The organism is Candidatus Frankia nodulisporulans (genome assembly GCF_902806475.1).
GTDB classification, from domain to species: domain Bacteria; phylum Actinomycetota; class Actinomycetes; order Frankiales; family Frankiaceae; genus Frankia; species Frankia umida.
Genome location: NZ_CADCWS010000098.1, coordinates 1 through 12,500 on the forward strand (window position 1 = coordinate 1; position 12,500 = coordinate 12,500).

At 73.0% G+C, this 12,500-nt stretch carries 10 protein-coding genes; 9 read left to right on the forward strand and 1 reads right to left on the reverse strand.

Annotation, left to right across the window (positions count from 1 at the left end; translation table 11 throughout):
• Positions 1–2,101, reverse strand: a 2,101-nt coding sequence (locus G6R24_RS11100) for a WD40 repeat domain-containing serine/threonine protein kinase (protein WP_163549178.1), incomplete at its 3' end; no start/stop codon positions are given.
• Between the two features lie 269 nt (positions 2,102–2,370).
• Here G6R24_RS11100 and argC point away from each other — a divergent pair.
• The 9 genes from argC to G6R24_RS11145 all read left to right on the forward strand — a co-directional run bounded on the left by argC (position 2,371) and on the right by G6R24_RS11145 (position 11,911).
• Positions 2,371–3,399 carry an N-acetyl-gamma-glutamyl-phosphate reductase gene (gene argC, locus G6R24_RS11105; RefSeq protein ID WP_163549179.1) on the forward strand — a complete coding sequence of 343 codons (1,029 nt, stop codon included), beginning with the start codon at positions 2,371–2,373 and terminating at the stop codon, positions 3,397–3,399.
• Positions 3,400–3,430: 31 nt separating this feature from the next.
• The gene (gene argJ, locus G6R24_RS11110) at positions 3,431–4,591 is read left to right on the forward strand and encodes a bifunctional glutamate N-acetyltransferase/amino-acid acetyltransferase ArgJ (protein ID WP_163549180.1); all 1,161 of its coding nucleotides are present in this window, start codon (positions 3,431–3,433) and stop codon (positions 4,589–4,591) included.
• A complete protein-coding gene (argB, locus tag G6R24_RS11115; protein WP_163549181.1) occupies positions 4,588–5,616 on the forward strand; it encodes an acetylglutamate kinase in 1,029 nt (342 codons plus the stop codon). Before argJ ends, argB begins: the two co-directional genes overlap by 4 nt.
• Positions 5,613–6,875 (forward strand): acetylornithine transaminase, encoded by a 1,263-nt coding sequence (locus tag G6R24_RS11120; protein ID WP_163549182.1) that lies wholly within the window; start codon positions 5,613–5,615, stop codon positions 6,873–6,875. The genes argB and G6R24_RS11120 overlap by 4 nt, the downstream gene beginning before the upstream one ends.
• Positions 6,872–7,849, forward strand: coding sequence for an ornithine carbamoyltransferase (argF, locus tag G6R24_RS11125; RefSeq protein WP_163549183.1), 978 nt, complete (start codon positions 6,872–6,874; stop codon positions 7,847–7,849). Before G6R24_RS11120 ends, argF begins: the two co-directional genes overlap by 4 nt.
• Positions 7,846–8,550, forward strand: coding sequence for an arginine repressor (gene argR, locus G6R24_RS11130; protein ID WP_163549184.1), 705 nt, complete (start codon positions 7,846–7,848; stop codon positions 8,548–8,550). Before argF ends, argR begins: the two co-directional genes overlap by 4 nt.
• Before the next feature lie 63 nt (positions 8,551–8,613).
• A complete protein-coding gene (locus tag G6R24_RS11135; RefSeq protein ID WP_163549185.1) occupies positions 8,614–9,816 on the forward strand; it encodes an argininosuccinate synthase in 1,203 nt (400 codons plus the stop codon).
• A 53-nt stretch (positions 9,817–9,869) separates the two neighbouring features.
• Positions 9,870–11,264, forward strand: a complete 1,395-nt coding sequence (gene argH, locus G6R24_RS11140) for an argininosuccinate lyase (protein ID WP_163549187.1) — start codon at positions 9,870–9,872, stop codon at positions 11,262–11,264.
• Positions 11,249–11,911, forward strand: coding sequence for a DNA-3-methyladenine glycosylase (locus tag G6R24_RS11145; protein WP_163549186.1), 663 nt, complete (start codon positions 11,249–11,251; stop codon positions 11,909–11,911). Before argH ends, G6R24_RS11145 begins: the two co-directional genes overlap by 16 nt.
• Positions 11,912–12,500: the final 589 nt, after the last annotated feature.

The window sequence follows — 12,500 nt, forward strand, 5'->3', positions numbered from 1 at the left end:
CGGAACGCCAGAAGCGGATGGTGTGATCCTCGGAGGCGCTGGCCAGGGTGCGACCGTTCGGCGCGAACGCCAGCGACCGGATGGGGCCGCCGCTGGTGCACAGGGTCGCCAGCCGCCGCGGGTCGTTCGGCTGGGTGACGTCCCACAGCCAGCTGGACCCGTCCCTGGCGCCGCTGGCGAGCATCCGTCCGTCCGGGGAGAAGGCGAGTGCCCACACGCCGCTGTCCGCCCCGGGAAAGGCGCTGAGGCGCTGCGGGTTGGCGGGATCGGACACGTCCCACAGCCAGACCGACCGGTCGGTCCCGCCGGTGGCGACGAGGGGTCGCGTCGGCGAGAACGCCACCGACAGAATGCCGCTGGCCTGCTGGTCGAAGGGGACGGGCAGGGCCTGCGGCCGGGTCGGATCGGCGATGTTCCACAGCCGGGCGACATGGCTGGCCGGCAGTTGGGCGGCGGTGACCAGCAGCTGTCCGTCGCGGGAACCGGCGAGGGCGCGCACCGGGGAACCGTCCCGGGGCAGTTCACCGATGGTCGCCGGATGGGCGGGATCGGCGATGTTCCACAGCCGCGCCTCGCCGTCCTCGGCGCCGGTGACGACACTGCCGTCCGGACGGAACATCACCGACGTGGCCGTGTCCGCGCGGGCGGGCAACGTGAGCAGCGGGCGTGCCTTCGACCAGTCGGGCGCCCTGGCCGGATCGTGGCCTGGATTCGGACTGGGCACCGTGGCCGGCGGCGGGCCCGCACCGCCCGCGGTGGAGCCCTGGCCGCCGAGCAGCACCACAGCCGCGAGCACCGCGAGCACCGCCACGCCGAGTACACCCAGAACCGCCGCTGTCCGCGCCCGTTCGCGGCCCGGTCGCCCGCCTGGAGATCCCGTCGCGTCGTCCCGCACGGGTCGGGCACGTGCCCGACCCGCCCGGCCGCCCGCCCCTCGCCCCGCGCGCCGGTGCTGCCGGGACGGCCGGCGAGGGTCGACCGGTGGTGGTGGCGGCGTGGCGGGCGGCGGTGTGGCCGGCGGCAGGGTGGAGGCGTCCGGGGAAGTGTCGGTCGGTGCGCCCGGGCGCGCCACCGGTACCGCGGGCGGGATGGTCGTGGCCGTGGACAGGGCCGTTGGAGCGGGCCGTGCCGTTGCCGTGGGCCGTGCCGTTGCCGCGGGTAGAGCAGCCGTGGACGTGGACGCGTGGCCGCTCGTGACGGGGGCCGGCACTGGCGATGCGTCCTGTAGGGCGGCGCGGACACCGGGGGACAGGTGCAGGACGAGCCTGACCCGGTCGGTCCAGCCGGGACCATGACTCAGGGTGGCGGCCCGGGCGAGGGCGCGGGCGAACGCGTCGGCGTCGCGATGCCGCCTGGTCGGGTCCTTCGCGAGCGCGCGCAACACCACCCCGGCGATCGGGGTGGGTACTCCCGTCAGGGGCGGGGGCGGATCGTGCAGATGCTGCTCCCACAGGGCCTCGACCGACTGGAGCGGATCGAAGGGCGGTCGTCCGGTGAACAGGTGGTAGAGCAGGACACCGAGGGCGTACTGGTCGGTGGCCGGACCGATCCGGCCGCGGCGGATCTGCTCGGGCGCCATGTACATGGGGGTGCCGGAGACACTGCTGGCGGTGGCCGCGACCCCTTCGAAGATCTTGGCGATACCGAAGTCGGTGACCTTCACCGCGCCGTCGGCGGCGAACATGATGTTGTCGGTCTTGATGTCCCGGTGGAGCACGCCGCGGGTGTGCGCGTGCTGCAGGGCGGCCGCGACGGCCAGGCCCACGGCGGCGATCTCCGGCGCGGCCAGCCCGGCGCGGCTGTGGGTGAGGGTGCCGCCGGCGAGCAGCTCCATCACGACCAGGCAGAGCCCCTCGGCCTCCACATAGTCGTGCACACGCACGATGTGTGGATGGTCGAGCCGACCCAGCGCCCGTGCCTCGGCCGCGAACTCCAGGCGGACCGCCTCGGCCCGGTCCGCCTCCATCACCTTGATCGCGACCGGCCGGCCGATCTGCCGGTGCTGGCCGGACAGCACGAGCCCGAACTGACCCGAGCCCAGCCGACCACCGACCTCGTAGCCGGGCAGGGCGCGCTCGACCCGGTCCCGATCGACGATCACCGCTGTGTCGGGCGGGCATGTCGCCCGACCCTCGTCTCCCCCGTCATCGAGGCGTCAGCTTAGCGAGCTGCCACATACCGTCACACAGGTGTCGCACCCGGACGCGACCTGGCGACCCGGCGTGAGGGGGCCAGCGCCGGATCGGCCGGCTCGCACGGCCCCTCGGGGCGGGGCGGGACCTGTCAGAGCGGGGCGGGACCCGTGGCGCCGGGCCTCGACTTCAGCGAAAACGATTGAATGAACATGCGGGCGAGTGTATAAGTTCTCGTATGGGAGTGACGGCGGCGGTGGCGGGAGCAAGCGGCTACGGCGGCGGGGAGCTGCTACGCCTGCTGCTCGGCCATCCGGATATCGAGATCGGCGTACTGGCGGCGAACACCTCCGCCGGCCTGCCGGTGACGGACGTGCACCCGAACCTGCCCGACCTCGAAGGTCGAGTCTTCGCTGACACGCAGGCACTTGTCGAGAGCAAAGCCGACCTGATCTTCCTCGCGTTGCCGCACGGGCAGTCGGGAGCGGTGGCCGCGGCCCTGCCCCAGGGCGTCCGCGTGGTCGATCTCGGCGCCGACCATCGGCTGGCCGATCCGGCCGCCTGGGCCCGGGCCTACGGCGGTGAGCACGCCGGTAGCTGGACATACGGGATGCCCGAGCTGCCCGGCGCCCGGGCGCGCATCGCCGCCAGCACCCGGGTCGCCGCGCCGGGCTGCTACCCGACGGCATCCTCGCTGGCCCTCGCGCCGGTGCTGGCCGCGGGTCTGGTCGAACCGCGGGATCTGACGGTGGTCGCCGCCAGCGGCACCTCGGGCGCGGGCCGATCGGCCAAGGTGAACCTGCTCGGCAGCGAGGTGATGGCCGACCTCACCGCCTACAAGGTGGGCACCCACCAGCATCGTCCCGAGATCGCGCAGGCCCTGTCCGGGGTCGCCGGGGTGCCGGTCAGCCTGTCGTTCACACCGGTGCTGGCCCCGCTGCCACGGGGGATTCTGGCCACCTGCTCCGGCCGCGCGCTCCCGGGTGTCGATGCGGAGGTCGTCCACGAGGCGCTGCGCGCGGCGTACGCGGGGGAGCCGTTCGTGCGGGTGCTGCGGCCCGGGCGCTGGCCGCGCGCGGCCGCGACGCTGGGCGGCAACGCCGTCCACGTGCAGGGCACGTACGACGCCGAGTCCGGCCGGGTGATCGTGGTCTCCGCCCTCGACAACCTCGGCAAGGGCGCGGCCGGCCAGGCGCTGCAGTGCGCCAACCTGATGCTCGGCCTGCCCGAGACCACCGGGCTCACCGCCCAGGGCATCGCACCGTGACCACCCCCGTCAGGCGCCTGGGAGGGCAACTGTGAGCGTCACCGCCCCACGGGGCTTTCGCGCCGCCGGCGTGGCGGCCGGGCTGAAACCGTCCGGCAACCCGGATGTCGCCGTCGTCGTCAACGACGGCCCCCTCGATGCCGCCGCCGGCGTGTTCACCCGCAACCGCGTCCAGGCCGCGCCGGTGCTGTGGACCCGCCAGGTACTCGCCGACGGGCGGGCGCGCGCCGTGGTGCTCAACTCCGGTGGGGCGAACGCCTGCACCGGCCCGGCCGGCTTCGGGGACACACACGCCACCGCCGAACACGCCGCGAGCCTGCTCGGCATCGGCGCCGGGGAGGTCACGGTCTGCTCCACCGGGCTGATCGGCGTCCGACTGCCCATGGAGAACCTGCTGGCGGGCGTGACCCGCGCCGCCGGTGAGCTCGACGGCGACGGTGGCGCCCGGGCCGCCGAGGCGATCCGCACCACCGACACCGTCGCGAAGATGGCGGTCCGCACGTCCACGACCACCCCCGGCGTCACGGTCGGGGGAATGGCCAAGGGCGCGGCGATGCTGGCTCCCTCGCTGGCCACGATGCTCGTCGTCATCACCACCGACGCGGTGGCCGACGCCGCCACCCTGGCCGACGTCGTGCGGGAAGCCTCCCGGGTGAGCTTCGAACGGGTCGATTCCGACGGCTGCCTGTCGACCAACGACACGGTGCTCCTGCTCGCCTCCGGCGCCTCCGGGGTCAGCCTGCCCGCGGGCGAACTCACCGCGCTGGTCTCCGAGGCGTGTGTCGACCTGGCGCAGCAGATGCTGGGCGACGCCGAAGGTTCGACGAAGACCATCGCGATCACGGTCGTCGGCGCCGCCAGCGAGGCCGACGCCCTGGAGGTCGGCCGCGCCGTCGCCCGCAACAACCTGCTCAAATGCGCGCTGTACGGCAAGGATCCGAACTGGGGTCGGGTGCTCGCCGCGGTCGGCACCACCACGGCCGTGTTCGAACCCGACACGCTGGACGTGTCGATGAACGGCGTCCAGGTCTGCCGCGCCGGCGCGCCCGGGGCCGACCGTGATCTCGTCGATCTCGCCGACCGGCGGATCGACATCCTCGTCGACCTGCACAGCGGCACCGACGAAGTGACGATCTGGACCAACGATCTGACCGACGGCTACGTCTACGAGAACTCGGCGTACTCGACATGACCGACACCGCCGCATCGCCAGCCGCCGAGCCGGCCGGCACCGGGCCGGTCGCCGTCCCCGCGGGTGCTCGTGGGCCCGCGGCGACCGCCCGTGGGCATGCCGCGCTCGCCAAGACGCATGTCCTCATCGAGGCGCTGCCCTGGCTGTCGCGGTTCCAGGGCGCGACCATCGTCGTCAAGTACGGCGGTAACGCGATGACGGAGCCGGCGCTGCGGGCCGCCTTCGCCGCCGACATCGTCTTCCTGCGCTACTCGGGGTTGCGGGTCGTGGTCGTCCACGGTGGCGGCCCGCAGATCACCGCGCATCTGGCCCGCCTCGGCGTCGAGTCGACGTTCGTCGGCGGCCTGCGGGTGACCACCCCCGAAACGATGGACATCGTGCGGATGGTGCTGCTCGGCCAGGTCAACCGTGACGTCGTCGGCCTCGTCAACGACCATGGCCCGTTCGCCGTCGGCCTCTCCGGTGAGGACGCGAACCTGTTCACCGCGAAGCGCAGGCCCGCGATCATCGACGGCCAGCCGGTCGACGTCGGCCTCGTCGGTGACATCGTCAAGGTCCGCGCCGAAACGGTCAACGCCCTGCTCGACTCCGGCAAGGTGCCCGTCATCGCCTCGGTGGCCCGGGGTGTCGACGGCGGTGTCTACAACGTCAACGCCGACACCGCCGCCGCCGAACTCGCCGTCGCCCTCGGCGCGACCAAACTCGTCGTCCTCACTGACGTCGAAGGTCTCTACGCGGACTGGCCGGCCAGCGACGAGGTCCTCAGTGAGCTGACCATCACCGAACTGGAAGCCCTCCTGCCCACCCTCGCGTCGGGCATGATTCCGAAGATGGAGGCCTGCCGCCGGGCGGTGCGCGGCGGTGTTCCACAGGCCCATGTGCTCGACGGCCGGGTCCCGCACGCCCTGCTGCTCGAGATCTTCACCGACGACGGCATCGGCACCCTGATCACCCCGGGCACCGCCGTCGAGCCCACCGTCACCCCGGCGTCCGCTGCCAGCACCGAGACCGGAGACAGGCCATGAACGCCGATCTACTCGCCCGTCGGGACGCCGTGATCATGGCGACCTATGGCCGTCCGGCGCTGTCGCTGGTGCGCGGGCAGGGCACCCGGGTCTGGGACGACACCGGCCGGGAGTACGTCGACCTGCTCGGCGGCATCGCGGTCAGCGTGCTCGGCCACGCCCATCCGGCGATCCGCGCCGCCGTGCTCGCCCAGTTCGACACGCTCGGGCACGTGTCGAACCTCTACGCCAACGAGCCGCAGGTCCGCCTCGCCGAACGCCTCGTCGAGCTGCTCACCGAGCACACCCCCGGCGGCAGCGACAACGGCGCGGCCACCGGAGCCGGTGTTGGCGGCGCGAAGGTCTTCTTCGCGAACTCCGGTGCCGAGGCCAACGAGGCCGCTATCAAGATCGCCCGCCGGACGGGGCGTCCGGAGATCATCGCCGCCGAGAACTCCTTCCACGGTCGGACTCTCGGCGCGCTGTCGATCACCGGGCAGCCGGCCAAGCGCGCCCCGTTCGAACCACTGCTGCCCGGCGTGCGTTTCGTTCCCTACGGCGACGCGGCGGCGCTGCGCGCGGCGGTCGGCGAACAGACCGCCGCGGTGTTCCTCGAACCAACCCTCGGGGAGGCGGGTGTCGTCCCGCCCCCACCCGGCTACCTGGCGGCCGCCCGGGCCGTGTGCGACGACGCGGGGGCGCTGCTCGTCCTCGACGAGGTCCAAAGCGGTGTCGGGCGGACCGGGGCCTGGTTCGCGCATCAGAGCGCCGGGGTTCGCCCCGATGTCGTCACCCTGGCGAAGGGGCTCGGCGGCGGGCTGCCGATCGGCGCCTGCGTCGGTCTGGGCGCCGCCGCCGATCTGCTGCGCCCCGGCGACCACGGCAGCACCTTCGGCGGTGGGCCGATCGCCTGCGCCGCGGCGCTCGCGGTGCTCGACACCATCGTCGCCGACGGTCTGCTCGAGCACGCCCGTACGGTCGGGGACCGGCTGGCGGCCGGCATCCTCGCCGCCGCGATACCGGGTGTGCTGGGTGTGCGCGGGCCGGGCCTGTGGCGGGCGATCGAACTCGACGGCCCCTACGCCCCGGCCGTGGAGATCGCGGCCCGGCAGGCCGGCTACCTGGTCAACGCGGCGGTGCCGACCGCGATTCGGCTCGCCCCCCCACTTATCCTCACCGATGCCGAGGTGGACGCCTTCCTCGCCGTGCTGCCGGGTGTGGTCGCCCAGGCACGTGAGGCAGCCGAGCTGCCCGGGGAAGGCTCTAAGGTCAGCGCATGACGGCCCGACACTTCCTGCTCGACACCGACCTGACCTCCGCGGAACAGGCCGCCGTGCTCGACCTCGCCGACGGTTACAAGGCCCGGCGGCGTGCGCCGGGCCCGGCGGACCGTCCGCTGGCGGGCCGCTCGGTGGCGCTGCTGTTCGAGAAGCCCTCGACCCGCACCCGGCTGTCCTTCGACGTCGGGGTCGCCGAACTCGGCGGTCATCCCGTCGTCATCGACGCGGCCAGCACCCAGCTGGGCCGCGGCGAGACCATCGAGGACACCGCCGCCGTGCTCAGCCGGTACGTCGACGCGATCGTCGTGCGGACCTTCGCGCAGGAGCGCCTCGAGCGGCTCGCCGCCGCCGCGAACGTCCCCGTCATCAACGCCCTGTCCGACCACGCCCATCCCTGCCAGGCCCTCGCCGACCTGCAGACCATCCGGGAACGGCGCGGCGGTCTGGCCGGGCTCACCCTGACCTACCTCGGCGACGGCAACAACGTCGCCCACTCCCTGCTGCTCGCCGGCGCCCTCGCCGGGATGCGGGTGCACGTCGCCTCGCCCCCCGGCTACGAGCCGTTCGAACAGGTCGTGCGGCACGCCAACGAGATCGGAGCGGCCACCGGCGGGGAGGCCCTGGTCATGCACGACGCGTTGGAGGCCGCCGCCGGCGCCGATGTGCTCTACACCGATGTCTGGGCCTCGATGGGGCAGGAGGGCGAGTCCGACAGCCGCTCGCTGGTCTTCCAGCCCTACCAGCTCGACGAGAAGGCGGTCGAAGCCGCCAAGCCCGACGTCCTGGTCCTGCACTGCCTGCCGGCACACCGGGAACTGGAGATCTCCGGCTCCGTCCTCGACGGCCCGCACTCGGCCGTGTTCGACCAGGCCGAGAACCGGCTGCACGCGCAGAAGGCCCTGCTGTCGCTGCTGTTCGCGGCCGAGGCAGGCGCGGGCGGGACAGGCACGGGCGGGGCGGACGCGGCGCGATGAACGCGGTCGACACCGGTCCGGGCGCCGGTACCGGGCTGCGGAGGGCGGCACCGCTGACCAAACACGCCCGGCAGGCCCGCCTGGCCGCGCTGATCGGTCAGCGGTCCGTGCGGTCGCAGTCGGAACTCGCCCGTCTGCTCGCCGCCGAAGGCGTGCAGGTCACCCAGGCCACGCTGTCCCGTGACCTGGAGGAGATCGGCGCGGCGAAGGTGCGGGGCGTCGACGGTGCGCTGGTCTACGCGGTCGAGGGCAACCTCGCCCCGGCCGAGACCGTGCGGCTGCCACTGACCCGGCTGTGCGAGGAACTACTCGTCTCCGCCGAGGCCAACGGCGACCTGGTCGTCCTGCGCACGCCCCCCGGCGCCGCGCAGCTGTTCGCCTCCGCGCTCGACCGCGAGGACTCCCCGGCGATCATGGGCACGATCGCCGGGGACGACACCGTCCTCGTCGTGTGCCGGGCCGCGCTGCCCACGGACGGCCCGGCCGCTGGACACGCCGGTGGCCCGTCCAGCGGCGGTGTGCCTGGCCGGGACGCCCCCTCACGGCGCAGGATGCCGGTGGGCGGCGTCGTCCCGATCGGTGGGCCGGCGCTCGCCGCCTATCTGCTGTGGCTCGCCGACGGACGGGGCCGAACCGCGGCACCGCCCGACCCGCAGCCACCCGCGCCGGCTCCCGCCGACCCGAACCACCCCGTCACCTAGCGGGTTCATCCCACAGCAGGTCCACCCCATAGCAGCTCCCACCGCACAGAAGGAGTAAGTCCCGTGACCGAACGCGTCGTGCTTGCCTACTCGGGCGGCCTCGACACGTCCGTGGCGATCGGCTGGATCGGTGCCGAGACCGGCGCCGAGGTCGTGGCGCTCGCGGTCGATGTCGGCCAGGGCGGTGAGGATCTTGAAGCGATCCGGCAGCGCGCCCTCACCTGCGGCGCCGTCGAGTCGATCGTGGTCGACGCCCGGACCGAGTTCGCCGAGTCGTTCGTCGCCCCGGCCATCCGCGCCAACGCCCTCTACATGGACCGCTACCCGCTGATCTCGTCGCTGTCGCGGCCGATCATCGTGAAGCACCTCGTCGAGGCCGCCCGCCAGCACGGGGCCGACGCCATCGCGCACGGCTGCACCGGCAAGGGCAACGACCAGGTGCGGTTCGAGGTCGGCGTGTCCGCGCTCGCCCCCGGGCTGAAGGTGCTGGCACCGGTCCGCGACTCGGGCATGACCCGGGACAAGGCGATCGCCTTCGCCGAGGAGCGGGGCCTGCCGATCGACGTGTCCAAGCGCTCCCCGTACTCCATCGACCAGAACCTGTGGGGACGCACCGCCGAGTGCGGCATCCTCGAGGACCCGTGGGCGCAGCCGCCGGAGGACGTCTTCGTCTACTCCGCGGACCCGACGGTCGCCCGCACCCCGGACGAGGTGACGGTGTCGTTCACCGACGGCATCCCCACCGCGCTGGACGGACGCCCCCTCGGGCTCGCCGACCTGGTCGCCGAGCTCAACACCCGGGCCGGCGCGCACGGCATCGGCCGCATCGACATGATCGAGGACCGCCTGGTCGGGATCAAGAGCCGGGAGATCTACGAGTGCCCGGCCGCGATCACCCTGCTCACCGCGCACCGTGACCTCGAGGACCTCACCCTCGAGCGCGACGTCGCCCGGTTCAAGCGGGGCATCGACCAGCGTTGGGGCGAGATCGTCTACGACGGCCTGTGGTTCTCCCCGTTGAAGCTCGCCCTCGACGCGTTCGTGGACGCGGCGAGCGTCGGGGTGTCCGGGGACGTGCGCCTGCGCCTGGCCGGCGGGGTCGCGCAGGTCGTCGGCCGGCGCAGCCCGGCGAGCCTGTACGACCACGCGCTGGCCACCTACGACGCCGGCGACCAGTTCGACCAGTCGGACGCGCGTGGCTTCATCGAACTGTGGGGCCTGCCGACCAAGGTCTGGGCGGCCCGTGAGCAGCGGCTGAACCCGTGACCTCGACCGATTCCGCCGCCGACGCCGGCGCGCCGCCGACGGGCGGCCCGCCGATGCGGCTGTGGGGCGGCCGGTTCGCCGGCGGCCCGGCCGAGGCGCTGGCCCGCCTGTCGGTGAGCGTCCAGTTCGACTGGCGGCTGGCGCCCTATGACCTGCTCGCCTCGAAGTCGCATGCCCGCGTCCTGCACCGCGCCGGGCTGCTCGAGAACGCCGAGATCGCCGCGATGCTGTCCGCCCTGGACGGGCTCGCCGACGACGTCGCGACCGGGGCGTTCCGGCCCACCGTCGAGGACGAGGACGTCCACACCGCCCTCGAACGCGGCCTGTTGGAACGCCTGGGCGCCCTCGGCGGCAAGCTACGGGCCGGGCGTAGCCGTAACGACCAGGTCGCCACCGACCTGCGGCTGTATCTGCGCGACCATGCCCGCCAGGTCGTGGTCCGGCTCACCGAGCTGTCCCACGCCCTGGTCACCCTGGCCGAACAGCACGTGGACACCCCGGCCCCGGGGATGACCCACCTGCAGCACGCCCAGCCGATCTCGTTCGCCCACCAGCTGGCCGCGCACGTCCAGGCGTTCGTGCGCGACACCGACCGGCTGCGTGACTGGGACGCGCGGGCCTCGGTCAGCGCGCTCGGCGCCGGTGCGCTCGCCGGCTCCTCCCTGCCGCTGGACCCACGTGGGGTCGCCGCCGAGCTGGGCTTCGACCGGGCGTTCGAGAACTCCCTCGACGCGGTGTCCGACCGGGACTTCGCCGCCGAGTTCCTGTTCGCCGCCGCGCTCATCGGGGTGCACCTGTCCCGCCTCGGCGAGGAGATCGTCCTGTGGACGACGCGGGAGTTCGGCTGGGTCGAACTCGACGACGCGTTCGCTACCGGCAGCTCGATCATGCCGCAGAAGAAGAACCCCGACGTGGCCGAGCTCGCCCGGGGCAAGTCGGGACGGCTGATCGGTGGTCTCACCGGCTTCCTCGCCACGCTCAAGGGTCTTCCGCTGGCCTACGACCGGGACCTCCAGGAGGACAAGGAGCCGGTGTTCGACGCGGTCGACACCCTCCTGCTGGTACTGCCGGCGCTGACCGGGACGGTGGCCACGATGCGGGTCCGCCGTGACCGGCTGGCCGCGGCCGCCCCCGACGGGTTCGCGCTGGCCACCGATGTGGCCGAGTACCTGGTCCGTCGGGGAGTGGCGTTCCGCCAGGCCCATGAGGCCGTCGGCCAGCTCGTCTCGTGGTGCGTGGCGCACGACGTCGACCTGGACGAGGTCAGCGCCGACGACCTGGCGGTGATCAACCCGCTGCTCACCCCGGACGTGCGTGGGGTGCTCTCGGTGTCCGGCGCCCTGGCGGCCCGCTCCGCCCCCGGTGGGACGGCTCCCGACCGGGTTCGCGAACAACTCGCGGCGCTGTTGCCCGTCCTGGACCGGGACCGTCGGTGGGCGATGGGCTAGCCGCGGCGTCGCATCCGTGCACCGCCGCTTTCTTCGACCGGCCCGTGCTGGCCGTCGCCCCTGATCTGCTGGGGGCGACGATCCGGCACGGGCCGGTCGTCGTTCGGCTCACCGAGGTCGAGGCCTACGACGGGGTGGACGACCCGGCCTCGCACGCGGCACGCGGCCCGACGCCCCGCTCGGCCGTCATGTTCGGCCCACCCGGCCGGGCCTACGTCTACCTGAGCTACGGCATCCACTGGTGCGTGAACATCGTGTGCGGCCCGCCTGGACAGGCCTGCGCCGTCCTGCTGCGCGCCGGTGAGGTGCTGGCAGGCCGCGACCTGCTCCGGCCCCGCTGGCCGACGCTGCCCGAGCGTGACCTCGCCCGGGGCCCTGGCCGGCTCGGACGGGTCCTGGCCGCCGGACCCACCATGACCGGCACGAGTGTCACCGGCGACGGCCCCCTGACCCTCTACCGCCCCGCGCTGGACGCCGACCCCGACCCCGACGCCGACCCTGGCGCCGTGACCCGGACCGCGCGTGCGACCCGCATCGACAGCGGCCCGCGGATCGGGATCCGCACCGCCACGGAGCGCCCCTGGCGGTTCTGGCTGGCGGATGACCCCACCGTCAGCGGGCCTCGCCGGCCGCCGGCCCGGTCCTGAACGGCCGGCCAAGCGGCGCCCCAGCTACGAATGCCCAGGTCACGGGCCTACTCGGGGCACCTGGGGGGATCTTGGCTCAGACCTCTTAGCCTCGCGTATCAGAACATCACTTCGAAGCGCTCCGACGGTGGTGTGACATGGGTCACACATCTGAGGCAGGGATTGATTTGACGCTCCCCGTCATCCACCCGTAGTGTTCTCTCTGTCAGCGAGACACGGCGGACGCCGAACACCACGGCCGCCCCTCGCAGACGGGAACCTCCTAGCGGGGGTTCGGGGATGGCGACTGCGAGGCGGCCCCTACTGGGGAGAAGCTGACGAGCGTCGCATCACAAACTTGGCAAGTCGGAACACAGTCGCACGGATGCGGACATCTTCGTGATGGTCGCCCGGTAAGCGCCTGCTCCTTGAGAACTCAACAGCGTGCCGATTGTCAGTGCCAATATGTACTGCCCCCTTTTTCATGGCTCTGGCTGGTTGTGTCCTGCTTTGTGGTGGGGTGTGGCTGGTTGGGGTTGTGGGGGAAATTCCTTTGGACACACTGTCATGGCTCTTCGGGGTTGTGGTGGTGATGTCGGGGTCTACTGGG